The organism is Embleya scabrispora (assembly GCF_002024165.1).
Taxonomy (GTDB): domain Bacteria; phylum Actinomycetota; class Actinomycetes; order Streptomycetales; family Streptomycetaceae; genus Embleya; species Embleya scabrispora_A.
Genome location: NZ_MWQN01000004.1, coordinates 268,708 through 290,989, shown reverse-complemented (window position 1 = coordinate 290,989; position 22,282 = coordinate 268,708). Strand labels below are relative to the sequence as shown.

Below are 22,282 nucleotides of genomic sequence, written 5' to 3'. Positions count from 1 at the left end.
GTCCCGGACATGTCCCGCACCGATCCGGACATGTCCCGGACGGCGGTGCCGCTTGCCCGCCCGACACCCGGTGGCCCAGGTTCGAAGGGCGCACCGGGGCGGGGACGATGCGCCTTCGGGGCCGTCGGCCCGGGGTGAGGCCCGGCTCCGAGATCACACAGGAGGAGAGCAGATGGGCGCGCGGACAGTGGGAATGATGTCCATGGAGCGGAAGGTGGCCGTCGGCGTGGCGGCCTTGTGCGTCGGCGGTTGGGCGGTCGGTGCGCGGACGCGGCTTCTCGGCAGCCGGCGGCGGAGGGCGGCGTTCTCCACGATGGCCCGCGCCGACGGCCGCGTGGTCGAGGTCGACCACCTGCGCCCGTCCGGCGCGGAGTTCGGGGTGATCTTCTTCAACGGCCTCGGTCTTCCGCACGAACAATGGGCCCGGGTACGCGAGCACCTGCCCGAGAACGCGGCCTGCGTGGGCTACAACCGGCCCGGTCACGGGCTCAGCAGTCCGCTGCCGGACATCGGCTTGGCGGAACAGTTCCGCATCGTCGACGAGTTGCGCGGGCACTATCTCGACGGCCTGCCGCTGGTCCTGGTGGGGCACTCGATCGGCGGCTACATGGCCGCCGCGTACGCCGCCTCGCGGACCGACGCGAATCTGTCCCACGTGGTGATGGTCGACCCCACGATCATCGCCGACCTGCAGGCCAGTCTCGGCCTGTTGCCCGACTGGTGGACGCGCCAGCGGCTGCTGATGGAATGCCTGTGGGCCGCCTCCGGGCTCAACGTCCTACGCCCGATGACACCGGTTCGCGAACACTACGCCGAGGACGTCAAGGAGAGTCTCACCGCGTACCACGCCCGGCCGCGGGTGTGGGCCACCGCGTACCGGGAGTACATGGCGGCGCGCACCTACCCGCCCGTCGGGAAGGTGGCCGTCCCGCTGCACGTGGTGACGGCGTTGAAGGGCACGCGCGGTGTCGCGCACCGCGCGTCGCAGGAACGGATGCTGGAGCTGTCGGATGTGTCCTCGCATCACGTGCGGGAGGACGCCGACCACATGGGGGTCGTCGCGGAGGAGACCCCCGCGAAGACCATCGCCGAACTGATCGTCCCCGGGGGCAGGGCATGAACGGGCAACGCGTCGTCTACTCGGCGGTATCCACCGGGCTCGCGGCATGGCTGGTCAGCACCGTCGCCGGCCAGCTTCCCGACCAGCGATTCGACCGTCTTCTGGCAAGAGGCCCCTTTCGCCTCCTTCCGGCGCCCAACTGGCGGTTCTTCGGCCCCAATCCCGGCGTGGACGACGCACACCTGCTCTACCGGGACATCACCGCGGGCACGGCGGCTCCCTGGAAGGAAATCGAGGTGACCCCGGACCGGCCGTGGTATGCCCTGGCCTGGAACGCGGGCAACCGCGCCCCCAAGGTCCTCCTCGACACGCTCCAGGTCATCATCAAGGTGTCCAACGATTCGTGCGCCGACATGGTCCGGATCACCTCCAGCCCCGGCTACCTGATCCTTCGGGACTACCTGACCACCCGGATCCCGCACGACCCGGGCGCCGACCACACGCAGTTCATGCTGCTGCGGGGTCACCCCGAACGCGGGCAACCGTACGCGGTGGAACCCTTGTTCGCCTCTCGGCACATCCCGCTGCGCCCCGATTCGTCGGCAGCCGCAGCCGCGCGGTAGACCGCGTCGGCCGGGAGCCTCGCCCTCACGCCGAATCACCCACACCCGCACGTGAGAGCGGGACCCCCAGCCGAGACGGGCCTCGTGCCCCGCTGGGGAGCAGTCACCGCACCGTCGGAGATCCACCGAAGGATCACTATGAAAGGGAACACATGTCGCCAGTAGCCCAATTCGCCAACGCATCCCTGACCGATGTCTCCCCGGGGATGCTCTCGGGAATCGACGCCGCCCGCCTGGACAGCCCCGCCGACCCCGTGATGGCCACCCCGCTCATCACGGCCGTCTTCGCGGTCGCAACGGACATGCTGGCGCAGAACATCGCCAACTACGTCAACCGAAACGCTCACTGACGGTCGGCGCCGAACCCGGTGTCGCGGGCGGGGACCCGGCCGGGACCACCGGCGGCCGGTGACCGTACCGGCCGTGCCTCGCAGGCGCCGGGGCCGCCGACGTTCCCAACGGCGGCGCGCTGCTCGTGCGCGCCGCGCGATGTTCGGCGTACGGCGAACCGCCCCGCGCCGCCCGACACCGTCACAGCCGGGGACAGGTGCCCTTCCTGTCCCCGGCCCCCACCCTCACCGGAAGGAGACTCCGTGTTCCGTCGCCTGACCCGGGCGGCCTCGTCCCTGGCCCCGTCGCGTCCGTCCATCGCGGTGCGCCGCCTCGCCTCCGCCGGCACGTTCGTGGCGGCGTTGGAGACGCTCAGCCAACACAAACGATTCGTGAAGGGCGATCTGCTGGGAAGCCAGGTCGAGAGCTTCCATCCGAGACTCGCGCAGAGATTCCCCCGCGTGAATCGCGCGCTGGCGTCGAGGGCGTTCCCCTACACGCTCTACGGCACGCAGGCCGCCGTGTCGGCGGCCACCTTCCTGTGGCCCGGAAACCGGCCGCTGCGGATCGCCGGCGGCCTGACGCTGGCCGTCCTACAGAGCGCGCAATCCGCCTTCATTCCGTTCGGGCGCGACGGCGCCGACCAGTTGCAGCAGGTCATCAACGTCACGATGGCCTCCACCGGGCTGATCCGAGACCTCGAACAGGCCGACGATCTGGCGATGCGGACACTGGCACTGGAGACCTCGCTCTCCTACGTCGCCTCCGGGGTGGTGAAAGCCGTCTCCCCGGTCTGGCTCAAGGGTGACGCCGTTGCCGGGGTGATGCGGACGAAGAGTTACGGTGATCCGCGCGCGCATCGCCTGATCACCCGCTACCCGGTCATCTCCACGGCACTGTCCTGGGGCACCATCGTCATCGAATGCGGCTTCCCCCTCATCTACGTGCTCCCCAAACCCGCGGCTCGCGCCTACCTCGCCACGATGTTGGTGTTCCACGTCGGCATCGGCGAGTTCATGGGACTCAACCGCTTCGTTCTCGCGTTCGGCGCCACGCATCCGGCGATCCACTACGTGCTGTCCCAGCGCCGCCGCGAATCGACCGCCGCGACCCGGCTCGCTCCCTGCCTCGCCCTCGCTCCGTGAGCCGCTCGGACGCGTCGGCTGCGGATCGACGCGGGCGCGGCGGCGTCTCATGCCGAGCTCCTTCCACGGAAACGGAGAACCCATGACGATCGAAGACATCGGCTACGGAGGGCAGTTCCGCGGCTGGTACGACCGCGTCTTCCCGAGCGCCGCCGCCACCCGCGCCACCGTCGACGCCCTGGCACGATTCCACCCGGACCCGGCCCGGGGCACGCTGGAGTTCGGGGTCGGGACCGGCCGTATCGCGCTGCCGCTGTCCCACCGTGTCGGCCCGGTCGTCGGCGTGGACTCCTCGCCGGAGATGTTGGCAGCTCTCGAAGAGAAGGCCGACGAGGGCGAGGTGATCGCCGAACTCGGCGATATCCGGACCTACCGCGGCGACCGACGGTACGGCCTCGTCTACTGCGTCTGCTCCACGCTCTCCCTGATCCTCGACCCCGAGGGGCAGCGGGACGCCGTCGCCCGCGCGGCCGAACACCTGCGGCCCGGCGGCAGATTGCTGGTCGAGACGCACAACCAACCCGGCATCGTGAACCTGCATCAGGGGCTGGTCCGCACCACCTTGTTCGTGCCGTACCCGGAGCGCGACACCGGCCTTCAACTGCACGCCACTCTCCTGGCCGACGACCGGATCTGGCAGGTCTCCACCGTGTTGTTCGAGAGCGACGGCACGCACCGGATCGGGACCGAGACCGCGCGGCTGCTCACGCCCGACGAGGTCGACGGCTATGCCCGGGACTGCGGACTGCGGCCCGAGGGCCACTACGGCAACTGGCAGCGGGCCGATTACACACTCGACGCCGGCCTGTTCGTCGCGTCCTACACCAAGCCCGCATGAACCTGCGAGAAATCGTCCGCCGCCATCGAATCCTGCTGATCTGCGGTCTGGTCCTGGGCCTGGCCGGTGCGGCGGCCAAGCTCGCTCAGCCCTGGATGCTGGGTCGGCTGATCCGGGCCGTGTCTTTGGACGAGTCGATCGCGCGGCCCATCGCGTTCATCGCGCTGTTCTTCCTCGTGGACGCGGGGCTGAGCGCGGGACACGCCTATACGATCGGCCGGGCCGGCGAGAACATCGTCTTCGACGTCCGGCGCGTTCTCGGCGCCCGCCTGCTCCGCAGCCGGATCCCGCACTTCTCGCGCCTGGAGCACGGAGACGTCTTCGCGCGGACCGTGTCCGACACCTCCATCGCCTGCCTGACGATTGCTCAGGCGATGGCGCAGATGGTGACCTCCGTCTTCATGCTGGGCGGTGGGATCGTGCTGATGGCCAGGCTCGACTGGAGACTGCTGCTTGCCGCGGTCGGCTGCCTCGGCCTGGCCAGTGGCTGTGCGCTGCTGCTGGCCCGTCGGGTGCGCATCGCCGCCCTGCGGAACCGGGAGGACATCGGCGCGTTCGGTTCGGGTCTGCAACGGGTGCTCGGCGCGCTCACCACGGTCAAGGCGTCGCGCGCGGAGGAGCGCGAGACCGAGGAACTGACACTTTTGGCGGCGCGGGCGCGGCGCAGCGGAATCCGGGTCACCGGGTTCGGTTCGCTCCTGACTCCGGCGATCAACGTCGGTACCCAACTCTCGCTCGCCGTCGTCGTCTGCTGGGGCATGGCCCGCGTCGCCACGGGGTCGCTGTCGGCCGCCGAGCTCACGTCGTTCGTGATGTACCTGTTCTACCTGGTGACGCCGCTGGTGGTGCTGTTCATGTCGATCGGCCAGATCCAGCAGGGCCGTGCCGCGGTTCAGCGCGTGGCGGAGCTGGGAGCGATTCCGCAGGAGGAGGACGTGCACGCGGAACCCGGGAAGGGGCGGGAGTGCGAGCCCGTCGCGCAGTGGACGTCCGCGATCCGCTTCGAGAATGTCGGATTCGCGTATCGCGAGCACGCCCCGGTGTTGCGGGGCGTCTCCTTCACCCTGCCGTGTCGCGGCCTGACCGCGATCGTCGGTGCCTCCGGCGCCGGGAAGACGACGATGTTCCAGCTCATCGAGCGTTTCCACCGGCCGGATTCCGGCACGATCCGGGTCGCGGGCCGTGACGTCGCCGGCCTCGGGCTCGCCGAACTGCGGTCGTTGGTGGGCTACGTCGAGCAGGACACGCCATTGCTGCGCGGTACGATCCGGGAGAATCTGACCTATGCGAATCCCGAGGCCGACCCGGCCGAGATCGCCCGTGCGCTGCGGCTCGCCAGCCTGGCGGGCTTCGTCGCCGCCCTGCCCGACGGGCTCGACACCGAACTCGGGGAGCGCGGCGCAGGCTTGTCCGGCGGCCAGCGGCAGCGGCTCGCGATCGCCCGCACGTTGTTGCAGAGGCCGGCGGTGATTCTGTTGGACGAGGTCACCGCACACCTGGACAGCGAGACCGAGGCCGCGCTGCGCGACGCGATGGCGGAAGCCGCTCGCGAGTGCGCGGTGCTGGCCATCGCCCATCGACTGTCCACCATCGTGCAAGCCGACCGCATCATCGTCATGGAGGAGGGACGCGTGCGAGCGATCGGTACCCACCGGGAACTCGTGGAGTCGGACGAGGTGTATCGGCGGCTTGCCGGCCTGCAGTTCGCCACCGAGGAAGCGCCGGCATGACGCGCGTCGACGTCGCCGTCGTGGGCAGCGGCCCGAACGGCCTGGCCGCCGCGGTCACCATGGCGCGCGCCGGGCTGACCGTGCACGTCCACGAACAGGCCGCCACCATCGGCGGCGGCCTTCGCGCCCAGGCGCTCTTCGACGCCGAGGTCCGGCACGACGTCTGCGCGGCAGTGCACCCCATGGCCGCCGCGTCCGCGTTCTTCCGGGAGTTCGACCTCGCGGCGCGCGGCGTGACGCTGCTGCGGGCGCCGATCGCCTACGCGCATCCCCTGGACGGCGGCGCCGCCGCGTTGGCCCACCACGACCTCACCGAGACCTGCGAGGGTCTCGGCCCGGACGGCCGCCGCTGGCGACGGCTGATGGCGCCGCTGATGCGGCACAGTACGGGCGTGACCGACTTCCTGTTGTCCAGCCAGCGGTCCCTGCCGCCCGACTTCGCCGCCCCGCTGCTGCTGGGCCCGCGCGTGCTCGGACACCTCCTGCGGACCAACGGGTTGCGTACCGAGGCCGGCCGGGCACTGCTCACCGGAGTCGCGGCGCACGCGATGGGCCGACTGCCCAGCGCGCCCGCAGGCGCCATCGCACTGCTGCTCGGGCACCTGGCCCACGCGACCGGCTGGCCGCTGCCGCAAGGCGGCAGCGTTCGCATCGCCGATGCCCTGGCCGACGACCTGCGAGCGCACGGCGGTACGGTGCACACCGACCGCCGGATCACCGACCTCGCGGAACTCGACGCCCGGGTGATCATGCTGGACACCACACCGCGCGGCCTGGCCGCGCTGGCCGGCGACCGGCTGCCGCCGCGCTACCGTCGCGCGTTGGACCGCTACCGCTACGGTCCCGGCGCGGCGAAGGCCGATTTCCTGGTCGGTGGGCCCATCCCGTGGGCCGCCCCGGAGGTGGGCCGGGCCGGGACCGTGCACCTGGGAGGTACCCGCCCGGCGACAATCGCGACGGAGAACGCGGCGGTCCGGGGCGAAGCCGGCGAAGAACCGTTCGTACTCCTGGTCGACCCCGCCGTGACCGACCCCGGCCGCGCCGTCGGCGGCCGCCGCCCGGTGTGGGCCTACGCCCATGTGCCCAACGGCGACACCCGGGATCCGGTGCCGCTGATCACCCGGCGCATCGAACGGTATGCCCCCGGCTTCACCGACACGGTGATCGCCTCGCGCGGTGTGTCGGCGGCCGCATACGAGACGTACAACCCGAACTATCCCGGCGGCGACATCGGCGCGGGAGCCGTCACGCTCACCCAGTCCGTCTTCCGGCCGGTGGCGGCCTGGAATCCGTACCGTACGCCCCTGCCCGGCGTGTACCTGTGCTCGGCGTCGACACCCCCGGGCCCCGGCGTGCACGGCATGTGCGGGTACTTCGCAGCCCGGGCCGCCCTGCACAGGGAGTTCGACGTGAGCACCGCCCCGCGCCTGGGGCCGTGTGACCGAGGGGCGCGGTGAGGTGTCCGGCCGACGGCTCGGGTATGGCACCTCCTCCACTTCTTCGGCGGATGATGGCCCGGGAAGACTCGGACTCGGGTCACTGCTGCGGTGGCGTGGCGGTGATTTGGGCCATGGTGTCCTGGAGGTGGCGGACGGCGTTCTCGGCTTGGGTGTACTGCCCGGGGTCGGGGACGACGGTGCCGAAGGATTCACGGCGCTCGGCGGGCAGGGCGCGCCAGCGCAGGACGGGTTCGAGGACGGTGAGGGCGCCGGAGAGGAACCACGCCAGGTGTCCGTGGGTGCGGGCGAGGGAGATCGCCAGGACGGCGAGGGTTTCCCGTAGCCGTTCGAGCCGGTTGATGGCCGGCAGGTCCTGATGGGTCTCCGGTGAGCCGACCGCCTCGCGCAGGCCGGCTTCCACCTGGAGGGCGAGGGCGTGGTCGTGGGAGGTCAGCACCCATACGCGGTCGCGCACCTGCTGTCGGGCCTCGTCGGTCAGGCCCGTCATGCTCGTCTGCAAGTCCATGTGGAGCACGGTAGTGGTCGCGCCCGTTGCCGTCGGGCGGTCGAGCGCCGAGCGCGCACCCCGCCCGGGAGGTGGCCCGACAACTTCGGGACACTCGATGCGGTACACGCTGCCCGGGGACGGGCTCGCAGGCCGGGACCCGGGCCGGGGCCACCTGATAGCGGCGGGCCGCGCGGGCGCTGTTGCGCAGAACGTTGACGGCGACCCCGAAGAGCCACGGGCGCAGGCTTTCGCCTTCGGGAGCGACCTTGGCGCGCAGCCGCCAGGCCTCCAGGCCCACCGGACGGAGTTGGACGCGTCGACACCGACACCGGAACGCCGTTCGGTGTGTGCCGCCCGCCCGGCGCGTTGCCAGGCGCTCACGGTCGGGGGAGGAGATCGAGCGTGGCCACCAGGCCCGGTACCCCGCCGTCGCGCCCGATGCGGTGGATGGCGGCTGTCAGATCCAGCCCTTTCGGGTTGCGTACAGGGCGAGTTGGAAGCGGGTGGTGGCGCCGGCGCCGGCGTTGAGTTGTTCGAGGTTGCGCGACAGGGTGCGGCGGCTGATGCCGAGCAGTTCGGCGATGTTCTCGTCGGTCAGGCCGCCGGCGAGCAGTTCCAGGATGCGGCGGTGTAGGGGGCGCAGCGTCGTCGGGACGCGGCCGCCCAGGTGTAGCGGGAACGCCGAGCGCCACGAGGATTCGAACAGGCCGATCAGGGCCGACAGCAGGCTCGACGGGCGAACGATGAGGATCGAGTCGTTGATGTCGGCCTCGACGAACGACATCGACACCAGGGCCTGGCGGCGGTCGAAGATGGTCAGTTTCACGGGGACGGTGGGCAGTACGCGGGCCTGTTCGCCGGCGGCGATGCACGGCTGGATGTTGCACGCGTAGTAACGATTGTTCTGCACGGCGGACTTCGAGTAGACGATGCGGTACTCGACGCCGTGGGCGAGGTTGTGCTCCTCCGTCTCGTTGGGGACCCCTCCCGTGTGGTACGGCGGCGAGTCGAAGCGCAGCACCTCGGATCTCGCGGCGCCCTCGGCCTGGTGGATGCGCTCTTCGACCCGCGATCCGGTGAGTACTTCGACCAGTTCGTCCATGGCGGCGTGGGGGTGGACGGAGCGACGATATCGCCGGTAGGCGTCGATCGCCGCCAGTTGGGCTTCGCGCAGTTCCGCGGAGCGCGTGTGCGCGAGGCGTTCGATGCCGATGCTCGGCTCGATCGGGGTGACGGCCGCCGGGTCGGGTCCGCCGGCGGAGACCAGGCCCAGGTCCACGAGGTGGTTCACGCACTCGTCCGCTTCGTCGAGATCGAGGCCCAGGCGTGCGGCCGCCTCCGCCGGCGCGAGGGGTCCGGTGCGCAGCAGGCCCAGGTACAGCAGGGTCTCCCGATCCCCCAAACCGAGGCGGGCCAGGTGTGTGGGGAGTTCCTCGTCGCGCATGGCCGTCCCCTTCGCCTTCCGGTCGGGCGTCGTGTCCCGTGGAGCGGACAGGCTGCCCGATCCGGGAAAAGAATGACAGGACGGCGAACCGGTTGGCGTGGTGCGCCCATTCGTGTCATTGGCGAACGTGTGCCGCCGCCGACTCGGATCGGGAGTAGACCTGCGAACCCCGTATCCCGGATCCCGCATCCGGCATGGCGTCGGGGCGTCAAGGCGTCGAAGCCCTCCCGTCTGGAGCAGATGTGCGCACACGAGTCCGAAAGTCGATCGCGGTCGTCGTCTCGGCGGTCCTCCTTCCATTCCTCGCCGTTCAGCAGTCCCACGCCGGCAACGCCCCCGCGAATCCGAGCGACTTCGCCGCCCGGCCACCGACGGGTCGCCACATCGTGGTGTTCAAGGACACGACCCTGCCACCCGACACGATCCGAGCGCGGTCCACCCGCCTCGTCGAGGCGTACGGCGGCACGATCGTGCGTACCTACGCCTCGGCCCTCGCCGGGTTCACCGCCGACCTCGACGCCGGGCAGGTGCGCCGGATCGCCGCGGACGCACAGGTGGCCTACGTGGAGCCGGACACCGAGGCACACACCGCCGCGTCCACCCAGTTCGATCCCCCTTCCTGGGGGTTGGACCGGGTGGACCAGCGCGGCCTGCCCCTGGATCACGCGTACACCTACCCGAACACCGCGAGCGCGGTGACCGTGTACGTCGTGGACAGCGGCATCCGCACCTCGCACGGCCAGTTCGAGCGACGCGCGAGCGTCGGTGTCGACGAGGTGGGGGACGGCCGGGCCGGTCAGGACTGTTTCGGGCACGGCACCCACGTGGCCGGCACCATCGGCGGCCGGGACTACGGAGTGGCCAAGGGCGTGCACCTGGTCTCCGTACGGGTGCTCGACTGCAAGGACAGCGCGAGCACTTCGAACATCATCGCCGCCGCCGACTGGATCACCGCGCACGCCGTGAAGCCGGCCGTGGTCAACATGAGCATCAACGGTTCGCGCAGCCGCAGCGAGGAGACCGCGATCCGCAACTCGATAGCCTCGGGCGTCACCTGGGTCGTCTCCTCCGGTAACGACGGCGCGGACGCGTGCCGCAACACGCCGGGCGCGATCACACAGGCCATCGTGGTGAACAACGCCGACTCCCGCGATCGACGACGTGGTGATTCCGACTACGGCTCCTGCACGGACCTGTTCGCCCCCGGAACGGACATCAAGTCGGCCTGGTACACCGGTGACACGGCCACGAACACCAGGACCGGTACCTCGCAGGCCGCGCCGCACGTGACCGGTGCCGCCGCCCTGTGGCTGTCCGAACACCCCACGGCGACCCCCGCCGAGGTGGAACGCGCGCTGATCGCCGACGCCACCGTCGGCAAGATCGCCGACGTTCGCGCCGGAACGCCCAATCGCCTACTGCACGTCGGCCCCTCGGCCGCTTCGACGCCTCCCGCCGCCTCGACCGCGCCGACGAGCTGAGCCGGTGCGCCGGCCCGTGCCCCCGGCGGGCACCTCCCTCGCCGCGCGCCCCGCCGCCCGCGGCCCCCCGGCCGAGCGCGGGCCGACCCGTCCGCCCCTTGCGCCCGTATCCGTCCACGGCGGCTCACCTCGCCGTCACCACTCACCGTCCTTCGAGGAAGTCCCCATGAGGAGGTCCCCGATGCGGATCAAACGCGTCCCGGCCACGCTCGGTTTCCCCGCGCTGGCCCTACTGGTCGCGGCAACCGCCTCGCTCTCGCCCGCCGCGAACGCCACCGAACGGCACGCGGCCACGCCCGCCGCCGCCATGTCGTCGTCGGCCGTACCCGAGTTCGACCACGTGGTGGTCGTGCTGTTCGAGAACACCAACTACGAGACGATCAAAGGCAGTTCCAAGGCCCCCTACTTCAACTCCCTGGCCGCGCAGGGCACCCTGTTCACCAACTCGTTCGGCATCACCCACCCCAGCCAGCCGAACTACATCGGACTGTTCTCCGGCTCGCAGCACGGCGTGACCGGCGACGACTGCACCGACCTGAGCGGCGACAACCTCGGGCAACAACTCGCCGCGGTGGGCAAGACGTTCAAGGCGTACTCGGAGGGTCTGCCCAGTGCCGGTTCCAGGACCTGCAAGAGCGGCAAGTACCGCCGAAAGCACGCTCCCTGGGCCAGTTTCGCCGGCACCGCGGGGTCGAGCACCCACGTCCCGTTCTCGTCCTTCCCGTCGGACTACGCCAAACTCCCGGACGTGTCGTTCGTGGTACCGGACATGTGCAACGACATGCACGACTGTTCGACCGGCACGGGTGACACCTGGCTCAAACGCAACCTCGACGGCTACGTGCAGTGGGCCAAGACGCACAACAGCCTGCTGATCACCACCTTCGACGAGGACGACTTCCGCTCGGTCAATCAGATCCACACCGTCTTCGTCGGCCAAAACGTCAAGGCCGGCTACCAGTCACCGACCCAGATCAACCACTACAGCGTCCTGCGCACCCTGGAGGACATGCACGGCCTGCCGCCACTGGGCGAGGCGACCCGCAAGACCGCCGTGACCGACGCCTGGAGCGCCACGGCCGGACCGGTGATCACCGCCCCCGGCAACCAGGGCGCCACCGCGGGCACCGCGACCACCCTGCAACTGTCCGCCTCTGGCGGCACCGCGCCCTACACCTGGGCCGCCACCGGGCTGCCCGCCGGGCTGTCGCTCGACCCGACCCTGGGCCGGGTGTCCGGCACCCCGACCACGCCCGGCACCGCGTCGGTCACCGTGACCGCCAAGGACGCCGCAGGCGCCGTCGCGACCACGTCGTTCACCTGGACGGTGCGCCCCGCCGGCAGCGGATCCGTGCTGTTCGACGACGACTTCGAAGCGGACCGGGGCTGGACGGTGAACGCCTCCGGAACCGATACGGCGACCTCCGGAGCTTGGGAGCGTGGCGATCCCGACGAGACGCGCTCCACCTACGGCCCCAAACAGGTCAAGCAACTGGGGACGACCGTCTCCGGTACCAACGCGCTGTCCACCGGCGCCCGCGCCGGTGCCGAATACGGTGCCAACGACCTGGACGGCGGCGCGAGTTCGGTGCGCTCTCCCGCGATCACGTTGCCCGCCGGCGCGACGGCGCCGAATCTGCGGTTCTCGTACAACCTGGCCACCGGCGACAACTCCGGGGCGGACGACCACTTCCGCGTCCGGGTGCTCGACGGAACACAGGCGACGACCGTGTTCGAACGCAACGGTACGGCGACCGAGGTAGCCGGTACGTGGCAGGTCGCCAACGTGGATCTGTCGGCCTTCGCGGGCCGAACCGTCCGGGTGGAGATCGAAGCCGCCGACGCCGGTACCGCCAGTCTCATCGAGGCACAGGTCGACGACGTCACGATCACCGGCTGACCCGCGCCCACCCTCGCGAACGGTGCGGTGACCGCAGTCTTCCCCCTCGGTCACCGCACCCGTGGTCCCCGCTTCCGCTCGTCCACCGAGAAGGGCAACGCACCGTGTACCTCTCGACCATCGACCGACCGGCCCGGGACACCCCACGCCCCCGCCGCCGCGCCCGGCCGCGCCGCGGGCGGGTCGCCATCGGCCCCAACGTGCTCGCGCTCGGCGCCGTGAGCCTGTTGACCGACGTCTCCTCGGAAATGGTCACCGCCGTCCTGCCGCTGTACTTCGTCCTCGCACTGAACCTCAGCCCCGCCGCATACGGCGTCATGGACGGCCTCTACACCGGGGCAACCGCACTGCTGCGCCTGGTCGGCGGCTACATCGCCGACCGCACCCGGCGCCGCAAGCGGATCGCCGGCGTCGGCTACACGATCTCCGCGGTGGCCAAGCTGGGCCTCCTCGGCGCGGGCGCCTCCGCGCCGGCACTCGGCGCGGTGATCGTCGCGGACCGCGCCGGCAAGGGCCTGCGCTCGGCGCCGCGGGACGCGCTCATCACCCTGTCCACCCCCGAGCCCCTGCTCGGCCGGGCCTTCGGCGTCCACCGCGCCATGGACAGCGCGGGCGCCTTCCTCGGGCCACTGGTCGCGCTGGGTCTGCTGTCGATCGTGGGCGCCACGACACCGACCGCGTTCGACGCCCTGTTCGTGACCAGCTTCTGCATCGCGTGCGCCGGCGTCCTGACCCTGGCGCTGTTCACCCGCGACCACCGCGACGAACACCCGCGCGCGAAGCCCGTCACCGTGCGCGCCGCCGTCGCGCTGCTCGCCTCGCCACGCGTGCGCGGGCCGGTGTACGCGGCCGGGGTACTCGGACTGGCCACCATCGGCGACGGCTTCGTCTACCTCGTCCTGATGGACCGTCAGGGATTTCCGGCCGGCTGGTTCCCCCTCTACGCGGTGGGCACCAACCTCGTCTACCTGACCCTTGCCGCACCGTTGGGCGCACTCGCCGACCGCTGGGGGCGCAAGCGGATGCTGCTGTGCGGCTACCTGTGCCTGGGCATCGGATACCTCCTGCTGTTCGGCCCGCTCCCCGGCACCTGGACCACCGCCCTCGTGCTCCTGTGCCTGGGGACGTTCTACGCGGCCGGCGACGGCGTGCTGATGGCCCTTGCCGCACCGGTGCTGCCGGCCGCGCTGCGCACGACCGGACTGGCGCTCGTACAGACCGCCCAGGCACTCGCCTACCTCGCCTCGTCGGTCGCCTTCGGCTTCGCATGGGTGACCTGGGGGCCCGCGACCGCGACCCGGGTCGCCGCCGCGGCCGTGCTCGCCGCGATCGCCGTCACGGCGGTCGTACTCACGGGGCCCACCCGCACCCCTGCTCCCACGCCCGAGGAGGCCGCGGAATGAAACCGCGCCCGCGCATCCTGATCGCCGTCGCCGGCTTCGTCGCGCTCCTGGCGGTCGCGATCGTCGCGATCGGCACCGCCGCCGGGCCCGCCCGGCGGATCGCCGACGCCGGCACCCCGGGCGCGGTATCCCTCGCTCCGGGACCGCGCCTGCTCGCGCGCAGCCTCGCAGCCGACAGCCGCGACCACCTGATCTCGGTCGCCACGCCCGACACCGGTGGCGGCCGCACCGTGTCCACGACCTCGTGTGTGCGGCTGTACGCCGCCGCGGGCACCGGGATCTGCCTGCGATTGGACGGCGGTCTGAGGACCTTCGAGGCGGTCGTACTGGGCCCGGACCTGGACCCGCGGCGAACGCTCCCACTCGTCGGAGTGCCCAACCGGGCCCAGGTCTCGCCCAGCGGACGCATGGTCACCTGGACGGTCTTCGTCACCGGAGACTCCTACAACGGCGGCCACTTCTCCACGCGCGTCGGCATCCTCGACACCCGCACCGGGGAACTCGTCTCGACCCTGGAGGACTGGTCGGTGCTGGTGGACGACAAGCCCTACGAAGCCGCGGACCTCAACTTCTGGGGCGTCACGTTCACCCGCGACGACGGGCACTTTTACGCGACCATGTCCACCGCCGGACGGCGCCGGCTCGTCCACGGCGACCTGGCCACACGCACGCTGCGCACCGTGCGGGAGAACGTCGAGTGCCCCTCCCTGTCCCCGGACGGGACCAGGCTGGCCTTCAAATCCGCCGTCGACGGCGACCCGCGACACGGCTGGCGCCTGTCGGTCTTGGACCTGGCCGGCGGCACGGTGACCCCACTCGCCGAAACCCGCTCCGTCGACGACCAGGCCACCTGGGTCGACGCGCGCACGGTGGCGTACGCACTGCCACGCGGGCGCGGGCACGCCGACGTCTGGCACGTTCCCGCGGACGGGTCCGGAGTTCCCAGGCTCGTGATCCCCGACGCCGATTCCCCCGTCGCACTCGCCCCGCCCGAGGCCCCGGAGGAACGGGCCGCGACGTGACCGCGCGTGCGGTGTCCGACCTCGCCGCCGGGCACGCCCCCCGACCGGCCCGGCCCGCGCTGCCGTCCATCGCGCGGGCCGGGCCGCACTGCGGTCCACCGCGAGGTGAGGGCCACGTTCCACCCGTACGGCGCGGGCATACCGCGTCCCGCGCCCGTCCCCGCTTCTCCGGCGGACCACGGGACCGACCGGCCGCCTCCACCGCGCCGTCCCCGCCCACCGCGACACCCACACCGTGATACCTCGGGAGAGACCGTGACCCGCCACCCCGCTTCTCCCTCCGGCCGGCCCGCCGCTCCGGTACCGGTCGCCGCTCCGGTATCGGTCGACACCGCGACTTCGGATTCGGCGCTCGTCGCCGAGGCCTACCACGACCTGCTCGACGCCCTGATCACCGCGAGGCGGGTGACCCCGCGCGGGCGCGCGGACCTCCACGAGAGCGTGACCCGACTCGGTCTCGCCGACGCGCGCATCCACCGGGTGTTCGGCGCGCACGCCGCCCCCGCCGCCGGACTCGCGATCCCGGCCGGCCGCCGACACCGGTGGGACATACCCGAGTTCGGGTACGCCGCCCGCCGGAACGCCGTACGCGCCACGCTCGACGCCGAGCCCCTGCTGTGTGGCCGGGTCGCCCGGAACCGGACCGCCGAAGACCTCGAGCGCGCCCTGCTCGACGACCGGGGGCCGGCCACCATCGCCGTCGACCCGCGTCCCGGACGACTCGGCGGCACACCGACCCTCGCGCCGCTGGGATACGCCCTGGCCGACCTCCTGGTCCGCGCCTGGGAGGCCTCCGACCAGCCGTCGACGCGGCTCACGGAGTCCGACATCCTGCGCCTGGTCGGCCGGTACAACCACAGCGTCGCCGCCGCGATCCGTTCGAGCGGACGCCGCTGCCCGTGCCGCCGGCCGCCCGACGAACACTGGGTGACCGCGCCCCGACTCGCCCTGCTCATGGCCTGCGCCGCCGCGTGCGCGCACGGCGACGGGCAACGGCGCGCCCGCTGGTGGGTCGAGACCCGACCACCCGGCACCGACGCGCACTTGGCCCGCGCGTTGAGCGAACGGGTACCCACGGTGCGGTGAGACACGCCAGGGGCCGACGGCAGGCAACGCGACGCCGGCGCCGACCACAACGGGTCGCCGCCGACGCGCCGTCGAGCGGAACGCCGTCTCCTCGACGTCCAGGTGACGTGCCGGGGCCCATTCCGGGCAGACGGAACGGCGGGGCGTCGCAGACCGGGGCCCCGCAGCCGAAGGGAGCACTGCGTGTTCGAGGAGTTCGATACCAGGACGGTGCGCACCGGCGAGGCATCCGTCTTCGTTCGGTACGGAGGCGAGGGCCCGCCTCTCCTGTTGCTGCACGGCCACCCGCGCACGTCGGCGACCTGGCACCGGGTCGCGCCCCTCCTGGTACGGCGTGGCTTCAGCGTCGTCTGCCCCGACCTGCGCGGTTACGGGCGCTCTCGCGGCCCGGAGCCCACTCCCGATCACGTCCCGCACTCCAAGCGCGCCGTCGCCGAGGACATGATCGAAGTCATGCGGGCGCTCGGGCACCGACGCTTCGGGCTCGTCGGCCACGACCGTGGGGTTGCCGTGGCGCTCCGCCTGGTGCTGGACCACCCCTCGATGGTGACCCGGGTAGCGTTCGTGGACGGCCTGCCGCTGAGCGAGCACCTGGTCCGCGCCGACGCCCGGTTCGCCACCGCGTGGTGGCACTGGTTCTTCTTCGCCCAGCCGGAGATTCCCGAACGCGTCATCAACGCCGATCCCGACGCCTGGTACCGCGGCACCCCCGAGGCCATGGGGCAGGAGAATCACGACGAATGGCGGGCCGCCACCAGAAATCCGGACGTGGTCCGCGCCATGCTGGAGGACTACCGTGCCGGGCTCACCGTGGACCGCCGACACGAGGAAGCGGACCGAGCCCGAGGCGCACGCATCGACTGCCCCGTCCTGGTCCTGTGGTCGCTACGGGACGATCTGGAGGACCTGTACGGCGACCCGCGCGCCATCTGGCGCGACTGGGCCGATGACGTGCGGGGCCACGGCATCGACGCCGGCCACCATGTGGCCGAGGAAGCCCCCGGCCCGCTATCCGCCGCCTTGGGCGCCTTCTTCACCTGCTGAGGTCCGCGAGTCCGCGACAGGTGGACGTGGGTCGTGGCCGTGGTGAGGAATAGGGCGACGGGTGAGGGGACATTCGCACTGTCATGAGGATGCCGTGGGGGACGGGCGATGTCGACCGCGCCTGGACGCGGGCGGCGGCGTCGCGCGTGCCGGCCGGGGTGGGCCGGGTTCTGTCCGAGGTGGAAGAGGCGGCGGAGAGTTCCAAGTTGTGGTGTGCCGCCGCCGCGGTGATGGCCGCCACCGGCGGCCGGCGCGGGTGTGTCGCCGCGGCGGCCGGGTTGTCCGCGCTGGTGCTCGCGCAGGTGGCGTCGAATGGCCTGTGCAAGCGTGTGGTCGACCGTCCGCGGCCGCCGAAGGAGTGGATTCCCCACGACGAGGTCGAGGACCGCCCCGATTCCTCGTCGTTCCCTTCGGGGCACACCGCCGCCGCCGTCGCGTTCACCACCGCTGTCGCGCCGTCCTGGCCCGGCGCGGCCGCCGTTTGCGCGCTGCCGGCCGCCATGGTCGCCCTCGAACGTGTGCAATCCGGCGCCCACTATCCCACCGACGTCGCCGCGGGCGCCGCCGTCGGCCTCGCCGCCGCCTGGCTCGTGCGTCGCGCCCCACGCATACTGCCGCGCCGGTGGATCCCGGGTGTGGCGTGGTACGGGTAAGCGGAGGGCGCCCGCAGTGACGCGACCACTGGGCGGTGGTCCACCGACGCTCGGCCATGGATTGCACCTGTCGGCGTTCGGACGCCCGTGGCCGAAGCCGTCGCCCATACCCAACTCGCCCACGGTCGCCCGGAGTCGGACTCTCACGCGCGGTCCCGGCACCCTGCGCCGGCTCCGCACCGCGGTCCGTGACGCCGTCAGCGCCCGGGGTCGGCTCGGAGACGGCGCGGGCGACCTCACGAGACCGTGCCGGCGGGGGCGCCGGCCTTCGCGCGGCGCCCCCACCGGTCTCGGCTGGATCAGCCCGGCCAGGTGCCCGTCAGCCGCTTGGTGGCGGTGGCGCCCGCCCGGTCGACGGCGGCCTTGACGACGGCGAAGATCGCGCCTTGGAGAGCCGCGGCGAAGAGGATCTCACGCCACGTACGATCCTCGTCGGTGGCGTCGGGCGCGTCCTCCTCGTGCCCGATCGTCTTCCACGCCTGCTTGAAGGCCACACCGGCGAGCATTCCGCTGACCGCGCCGATGGCCAGACCGACCGGCTTGTAGGCGACCTCGGACGCCTTCATCGCCGCCTCCGGCTGCGCCGTACGAGCAGGAACACGACCAGGACGCCGCCCGCGGCGAGCAGCGGGGTGCGCTTCGTCCGCGCCGTGGCCGCCGCCCGGCCGGTCTTCTCCCGTACGGGGTCCGGGGTCTTGTCCGCGGCGAGTTGTCCGGCACGGGACGCGGTCTCGCGGACCTGTGCCGCGGCGTGGGCGGCCTTGTCGAGGACCGGGTCCGGGGTCTTGTCCTTCAACGTCTGCTTGGTTTGCTCCGCCTTGTCGCGGATCCGGGCGGTGACCTGTGCGGTCTTCTCCGCCGCTTGTTCCTTGACGTCGGCGGCCTGTTTCTGCGCCCGGGCCTTCACGTCGGCCTTGCCGGCCAGCGCCTCGACGGTCCGGCCGAGTTGGTCGCGGGTCTGCTCGACTTTCTCGCGCAGTTCCTCGGGTGTGGGCGCGGTCTCGTCGTCGGGGGTCTGCTTGGTCATCGGTGTGTGTGCTCCTTGATCTCGGTCACGTCGGCCTTGACGCTGTCGATGGTCTGCTCCGGCACGGGCGGGCCGGCCTTCGCGAACTGCTTCTTCCCGGCCGTCGCCATGAGGGCGGTGACCGCTGCCAACACGGCGGCGACGATCAGGGCCGCGGCCCATACGGGAAGCAGCAGCGCCACGGCGGCGATCACCGCCACGGTCAGGGCCTGCGCGGCCAGGAAACCGATCAGGCCGGCCCCGCCGAACAGACCCCCGCCGGCCCCGAACCGCTTGCCCTTCTCGGCCATCTCCGACCGGGCCAGCTGCATCTCCTCGCGCACCAGCTCCGACAGCTGCCGGGAGGCACGGGCCACCAGCGCGCCCACCGAGTCATCGGAGTCGTGCGCGTGCCGATCAGCGCTGCTCACGAGTCTTCACCTTGCCTTTCTCCCGCTGCCACCGGATGGCCGCACGCCGGCGCCCGTAAGCAGTGCGGGCCCGGCGCGGCGCCGTCCGGCTACGGGTTCGGTCCCGCTGCCGGTGGCGCGCCTACCCGGTAACCGGCCGAGCACCCGCACCGGCGACCGGGTTTCACTCGAGGCGGCGCAGCGGCAGGCGCGGTACGGCCGGAATCACAGGGGCCGCCGCCCCGCTCGGCAGGACGACGGACCCGCACGCGGTTCCCGGGCCGGCGTGGTCGGGGAGTCGCGGAACGGGCGGGTACTCCTCGGAAGAGCGCGGCATCGAGGATGATCCCGGCGGCCGGGCCTGCGGGACGACTCCCATCAACCGCCGGATCCCGCAGCGGGATTCACGGCTGCGAGCCCATCCACGGGTCCGCACTTTCCGGGGACCGAGCGTGGTGACGTCGACATCGCGGGGGAGCAGGATGCAGCCCGAGCCCGGCCGCATCGAACCGGGCGGTGAAGGGGTGCGTCGGTTCGGTGGCGCACGGTCGGCACCGGCAAGGCCGCCGGTGCCACCGCGGCGGGGCGATTCGCAAGAGGGGGATGTCTCCCCCCGGTTGGCGTCGAACCGGTGTCAGCGCCCGAGGGCGCCGTCCGGCGGTTTCGTCACCAGTGCGCGGCGGTCGCGTAGTAGGTGGCGCCCGGCCACGCCTGTACCGGGGTCGTCGAGGGGACGATCTTGCCCGCGCACATTCCGCGCGCGGCCAATCCGTCCACGATGCGCGGGATCGCGGCAAGGGTGGTCTGGTAGCCCTCGTGCAGCAGGATGATGCCGCCCGGCTGGACCTGGAGCGCGTTGGCGACGATGTCGTCGGTGGAGATGCCGTTGTAGTCGAAGGAGTCGGTGGTCCACAGCACTTCGGTCATCCCGAGCGTGGTCGCGTCCTGTCGGATTCCCGAATTGGTCCGTCCGTACGGCGGGCGGAACAGCGTCGGCGCGTGGCCGGTGCGGGCCTGGAGGATCTGGTTGGTGCCCAGCAGTTCGTTGAACGCGTCCGGCTCGCCCGCCTCGTCCAGGAAGGGGTGGGAGAACGAGTGGTTGCCGATCCAGTGGCCACCGGCGGCGATCCGGTCCACGTACTGCGGATAGTCCAGCGCGTGCGCTCCGGTCAGGAAGAACGTCGCCTTCACCCACCCGGCGTCGTTCAGCGCCTGGACATAGGCGGGGGTCAGCGTCGAGGGCCCGTCGTCGAACGAGATCGCCGCGTAACCGGCGGCGCAGGGGGCCGGCGGCGCGGGATCCGCGTGTGCGGCCGTCGTCGGCCCCAGGACCAGGCCCGCAAGCGCGGCCACCGCCCCGACCGTCCAGGCGCGGAATCGAACGCTCGACTTCATCTCGGTCAACCTTTCGAAGAGGTGGCACCACCACGAATGCGGCCACCATCGAAGGATGGTGGCCGCACAACCGCCCGCTCCGAGAGCATTCGGGAACGGCTTACCGATTGCTCCCGGGGCGAGGCGGGACCTGCGGGGTCGAACGTCAGCGGGTGCGCGCGGGCAGGATCCGCTTGAGCGCGAGGCCGGCACTGAACAGCGTGAACGCGGCCACGACCGCCCACATGACGTTCGCGCCGGTCGCCGCCAGGGCGCCTCCGGCACCGGCTGCGGCCGCTCCCGTACTTGCGTGATACATGGTCACCATTTCCTTTCTTTTCTTCGGATCGCGTCCCAGAACGCTTGAGCCTGGGCCGCTTGCAGGTAGAGGTCGAAGGCCATCTCGACCACGATGAGTCCGCCGAGTACCACCTGGAGCGGACCGCGTTTGCGGACACTCACGGCGCGTTCGACGGAGAAGATCAACGTCACCACCATCCACACCGGCTGGATGCGCACGTGGCCGGTGAAGACGAGGGACAGCAGCAGGGATCCCAGGTAGATCGTGATGACCAGCAGGCCGATCAACGAGAGTGCCTGTCGTCCCCAGTAGGTGCGGGTGATGTGGGTCCAGCCGTAGTCGGTCAGGTTCTCCAGGGCGCCGCGCTTCCAGCGCAGCCGCTGTTGGAACAGGTCCGACCAGGTGCCCATGACCTCGGTCATCAGCGTGCACTTGGGCGGGCAGACGATGCGCAGGCCCAAGTGGAGGATGCCCAGGGTGAGTTCGTTGTCCTCGGTGAGTACGCGCGTGTCGTAGACGTGGGCTGCGCCGGGCAGTTCGCCGCTCGCCCGTGCGGCGACCACCTCTTGCAGGGTGAGTGCGCGAAAGAGGGTGGCGGTGCCGGTCAGTACGAGGGCCTTGCCCTGGAGCCGTTCGACGTCGCGGACGTAGCGGGCGTATTCGTTGCGCTGCAGCATGCCGACGAAGCCGCCGCCCGGTTTGCCGGTGAACGTCCCGCCGACGGCCCCGAACTCGCCGGTGGCCAGGCGCTCCAGGCCGTGACTGAGGAATTCGGGCCCGAGGGTGGAGTCGGCGTCCATCACCAGGATCGCGTCGGCCGGCCCGAGGTTCGGCAGGATGTGGTCGATGACCTGATTGAGACCGCCGGCCTTCTTGTGCTTGTTGTCGACGGTCTCGTAGACCTGCACACCCATGCCGCGGGCGATCTCGACGGTGCGGTCGGTGCAGTTGTCCGCGATGACGATGATCGTCTCCGGCGGTCGGCGCTGACCGTGCAGCGACTCGATGGTTTCGCCGATCTGTGCTTCCTCGTTGTGCGCGGGCACCAGCGCGGTGATCCGCATCGTGTGCACGTCCACGGCCGGCAGCGAGCGCCGCCGCCGGCGCTTGGTCCTGAGCCGGAACGGCTCCGCCTTGCGCGCCCGGTGCTTCCGGGGCCGGGTGGCGCCGGTCGGCTCCGGTCGCGGGGCGGGGCGCGGCTCATCGCGAACCGGCGCCATGGTCTCGGTCGGCGCGTCCGCCGCAACCGTGTGCTCGGCACGTCCCCGGTGCCGCCCGCCGGGCACGCCGCTCACGTACCCCGTGTCCTTCATCTCGCCATCGCATTCCGGATCGAGCCATGGCGAACGGACGAGTTCGCATCGCAGGCCCGAGTGGATGCCGTGGACGTGACCGGCATTCGGGCAGCACGAAGCCACGAGACTTCGGCCGGCGCGGGACGCGAATCATCCCTTCCCCCCCGGGTCCCCACCCAGGAGGACCAAG

The 22,282-nt window shown here is 71.5% G+C and carries 22 protein-coding genes; 14 read left to right on the top strand and 8 right to left on the bottom strand.

Translation table 11 applies throughout. The features are described 5' to 3' along the window. The first annotated feature begins 172 nt into the window (after positions 1-172). The 7 genes from B4N89_RS41825 (at position 173) to B4N89_RS41800 (ending at position 7,183) form a co-directional block, all read left to right on the top strand. On the top strand, positions 173-1,120 hold the full coding sequence (locus B4N89_RS41825; RefSeq protein WP_078981861.1) for an alpha/beta hydrolase: 948 nt from the start codon (positions 173-175) through the stop codon (positions 1,118-1,120). Beyond that, a complete protein-coding gene (locus B4N89_RS50350) occupies positions 1,117-1,683 on the top strand; it encodes a hypothetical protein (RefSeq protein ID WP_078981860.1) in 567 nt (188 codons plus the stop codon). Before B4N89_RS41825 ends, B4N89_RS50350 begins: the two co-directional genes overlap by 4 nt. A gap of 152 nt (positions 1,684-1,835) precedes the next feature. After that, positions 1,836-2,033, top strand: coding sequence for a linaridin-like RiPP (locus B4N89_RS50345; RefSeq protein WP_161501002.1), 198 nt, complete (start codon positions 1,836-1,838; stop codon positions 2,031-2,033). A 243-nt stretch (positions 2,034-2,276) separates the two neighbouring features. Then, positions 2,277-3,158 (top strand): hypothetical protein, encoded by an 882-nt coding sequence (locus tag B4N89_RS41815; protein ID WP_235619295.1) that lies wholly within the window; start codon positions 2,277-2,279, stop codon positions 3,156-3,158. A gap of 82 nt (positions 3,159-3,240) precedes the next feature. Further along, positions 3,241-3,996, top strand: a complete 756-nt coding sequence (locus B4N89_RS41810) for a class I SAM-dependent methyltransferase (protein WP_078982366.1) — start codon at positions 3,241-3,243, stop codon at positions 3,994-3,996. Beyond that, positions 3,993-5,726 (top strand): ABC transporter ATP-binding protein, encoded by a 1,734-nt coding sequence (locus B4N89_RS41805; RefSeq protein ID WP_078981859.1) that lies wholly within the window; start codon positions 3,993-3,995, stop codon positions 5,724-5,726. The genes B4N89_RS41810 and B4N89_RS41805 overlap by 4 nt, the downstream gene beginning before the upstream one ends. After that, positions 5,723-7,183 (top strand): phytoene desaturase family protein, encoded by a 1,461-nt coding sequence (locus B4N89_RS41800; RefSeq protein WP_078981858.1) that lies wholly within the window; start codon positions 5,723-5,725, stop codon positions 7,181-7,183. The genes B4N89_RS41805 and B4N89_RS41800 overlap by 4 nt, the downstream gene beginning before the upstream one ends. A gap of 79 nt (positions 7,184-7,262) precedes the next feature. Here B4N89_RS41800 and B4N89_RS41795 read toward each other — a convergent pair whose 3' ends face one another. Both B4N89_RS41795 and B4N89_RS41790 read right to left on the bottom strand, forming a co-directional pair. Then, positions 7,263-7,691, bottom strand: a complete 429-nt coding sequence (locus B4N89_RS41795; protein WP_078981857.1) for a hypothetical protein — start codon at positions 7,689-7,691, stop codon at positions 7,263-7,265. Positions 7,692-8,130: 439 nt separating this feature from the next. After that, a complete protein-coding gene (locus tag B4N89_RS41790) occupies positions 8,131-9,117 on the bottom strand; it encodes a helix-turn-helix domain-containing protein (protein WP_078981856.1) in 987 nt (328 codons plus the stop codon). A gap of 242 nt (positions 9,118-9,359) precedes the next feature. Here B4N89_RS41790 and B4N89_RS41785 point away from each other — a divergent pair, with 242 nt between their 5' ends. The 7 genes from B4N89_RS41785 (at position 9,360) to B4N89_RS41755 (ending at position 17,706) form a co-directional block, all read left to right on the top strand. Continuing rightward, positions 9,360-10,598: a S8 family peptidase gene (locus tag B4N89_RS41785; protein WP_078981855.1), complete on the top strand. Its 1,239-nt coding sequence runs from the start codon at positions 9,360-9,362 to the stop codon at positions 10,596-10,598. A 166-nt stretch (positions 10,599-10,764) separates the two neighbouring features. Next, positions 10,765-12,498 (top strand): alkaline phosphatase family protein, encoded by a 1,734-nt coding sequence (locus tag B4N89_RS41780; RefSeq protein ID WP_101897532.1) that lies wholly within the window; start codon positions 10,765-10,767, stop codon positions 12,496-12,498. Between the two features lie 104 nt (positions 12,499-12,602). Further along, on the top strand, positions 12,603-13,901 hold the full coding sequence (locus tag B4N89_RS41775) for an MFS transporter (protein ID WP_078981853.1): 1,299 nt from the start codon (positions 12,603-12,605) through the stop codon (positions 13,899-13,901). Further along, positions 13,898-14,923: a PD40 domain-containing protein gene (locus B4N89_RS41770; RefSeq protein WP_078981852.1), complete on the top strand. Its 1,026-nt coding sequence runs from the start codon at positions 13,898-13,900 to the stop codon at positions 14,921-14,923. The genes B4N89_RS41775 and B4N89_RS41770 overlap by 4 nt, the downstream gene beginning before the upstream one ends. A 255-nt stretch (positions 14,924-15,178) precedes the next feature. Then, positions 15,179-16,009 (top strand): hypothetical protein, encoded by an 831-nt coding sequence (locus B4N89_RS41765; protein WP_078981851.1) that lies wholly within the window; start codon positions 15,179-15,181, stop codon positions 16,007-16,009. A gap of 183 nt (positions 16,010-16,192) precedes the next feature. Beyond that, complete coding sequence (locus B4N89_RS41760; RefSeq protein ID WP_078981850.1) at positions 16,193-17,053, top strand: alpha/beta fold hydrolase; 861 nt, start codon at positions 16,193-16,195, stop codon at positions 17,051-17,053. Positions 17,054-17,136: 83 nt separating this feature from the next. Next, positions 17,137-17,706 carry a phosphatase PAP2 family protein gene (locus B4N89_RS41755; RefSeq protein ID WP_078981849.1) on the top strand — a complete coding sequence of 190 codons (570 nt, stop codon included), beginning with the start codon at positions 17,137-17,139 and terminating at the stop codon, positions 17,704-17,706. Positions 17,707-18,005: 299 nt separating this feature from the next. On the opposite strand, the gene B4N89_RS41750 is transcribed toward B4N89_RS41755, so the two are convergent. The 6 genes from B4N89_RS41750 to B4N89_RS41730 form a co-directional block, all read right to left on the bottom strand. Next, complete coding sequence (locus B4N89_RS41750) at positions 18,006-18,272, bottom strand: DUF4235 domain-containing protein (protein WP_078981848.1); 267 nt, start codon at positions 18,270-18,272, stop codon at positions 18,006-18,008. Then, positions 18,269-18,733: a DUF3618 domain-containing protein gene (locus tag B4N89_RS41745; protein WP_078981847.1), complete on the bottom strand. Its 465-nt coding sequence runs from the start codon at positions 18,731-18,733 to the stop codon at positions 18,269-18,271. The genes B4N89_RS41750 and B4N89_RS41745 overlap by 4 nt, the downstream gene beginning before the upstream one ends. Next, positions 18,730-19,143, bottom strand: coding sequence for a phage holin family protein (locus B4N89_RS41740; RefSeq protein WP_078981846.1), 414 nt, complete (start codon positions 19,141-19,143; stop codon positions 18,730-18,732). Before B4N89_RS41740 ends, B4N89_RS41745 begins: the two co-directional genes overlap by 4 nt. 645 nt (positions 19,144-19,788) lie before the next feature. Continuing rightward, complete coding sequence (locus B4N89_RS41735; protein WP_078981845.1) at positions 19,789-20,517, bottom strand: polysaccharide deacetylase family protein; 729 nt, start codon at positions 20,515-20,517, stop codon at positions 19,789-19,791. A gap of 145 nt (positions 20,518-20,662) precedes the next feature. Then, a complete protein-coding gene (locus tag B4N89_RS48420; protein WP_143658278.1) occupies positions 20,663-20,815 on the bottom strand; it encodes a peptidase in 153 nt (50 codons plus the stop codon). 2 nt (positions 20,816-20,817) lie between these two features. Continuing rightward, a complete protein-coding gene (locus B4N89_RS41730; protein ID WP_078981844.1) occupies positions 20,818-22,110 on the bottom strand; it encodes a glycosyltransferase family 2 protein in 1,293 nt (430 codons plus the stop codon). Positions 22,111-22,282: the final 172 nt, after the last annotated feature.

Excerpts from the sequence above, each read along its gene's own strand:
- B4N89_RS41825 (WP_078981861.1), top strand. The coding sequence starts at position 173 with ATGGGCGCGCGGACAGTGGGAATGATGTCCATGGAGCGGAAGGTGGCC.
- B4N89_RS50350 (WP_078981860.1), top strand. The coding sequence starts at position 1,117 with ATGAACGGGCAACGCGTCGTCTACTCGGCGGTATCCACCGGGCTCGCG.
- B4N89_RS50345 (WP_161501002.1), top strand. The coding sequence starts at position 1,836 with ATGTCGCCAGTAGCCCAATTCGCCAACGCATCCCTGACCGATGTCTCC.
- B4N89_RS41810 (WP_078982366.1), top strand. The coding sequence starts at position 3,241 with ATGACGATCGAAGACATCGGCTACGGAGGGCAGTTCCGCGGCTGGTAC.
- B4N89_RS41805 (WP_078981859.1), top strand. The coding sequence starts at position 3,993 with ATGAACCTGCGAGAAATCGTCCGCCGCCATCGAATCCTGCTGATCTGC.
- B4N89_RS41800 (WP_078981858.1), top strand. The coding sequence starts at position 5,723 with ATGACGCGCGTCGACGTCGCCGTCGTGGGCAGCGGCCCGAACGGCCTG.
- B4N89_RS41795 (WP_078981857.1), bottom strand. The coding sequence starts at position 7,691 with ATGGACTTGCAGACGAGCATGACGGGCCTGACCGACGAGGCCCGACAG.
- B4N89_RS41790 (WP_078981856.1), bottom strand. The coding sequence starts at position 9,117 with ATGCGCGACGAGGAACTCCCCACACACCTGGCCCGCCTCGGTTTGGGG.
- B4N89_RS41780 (WP_101897532.1), top strand. The coding sequence starts at position 10,765 with ATGAGGAGGTCCCCGATGCGGATCAAACGCGTCCCGGCCACGCTCGGT.
- B4N89_RS41770 (WP_078981852.1), top strand. The coding sequence starts at position 13,898 with ATGAAACCGCGCCCGCGCATCCTGATCGCCGTCGCCGGCTTCGTCGCG.
- B4N89_RS41755 (WP_078981849.1), top strand. The coding sequence starts at position 17,137 with ATGAGGATGCCGTGGGGGACGGGCGATGTCGACCGCGCCTGGACGCGG.
- B4N89_RS41750 (WP_078981848.1), bottom strand. The coding sequence starts at position 18,272 with ATGAAGGCGTCCGAGGTCGCCTACAAGCCGGTCGGTCTGGCCATCGGC.
- B4N89_RS41745 (WP_078981847.1), bottom strand. The coding sequence starts at position 18,733 with ATGACCAAGCAGACCCCCGACGACGAGACCGCGCCCACACCCGAGGAA.
- B4N89_RS41735 (WP_078981845.1), bottom strand. The coding sequence starts at position 20,517 with ATGAAGTCGAGCGTTCGATTCCGCGCCTGGACGGTCGGGGCGGTGGCC.
- B4N89_RS48420 (WP_143658278.1), bottom strand. The coding sequence starts at position 20,815 with ATGTATCACGCAAGTACGGGAGCGGCCGCAGCCGGTGCCGGAGGCGCC.
- B4N89_RS41730 (WP_078981844.1), bottom strand. The coding sequence starts at position 22,110 with ATGAAGGACACGGGGTACGTGAGCGGCGTGCCCGGCGGGCGGCACCGG.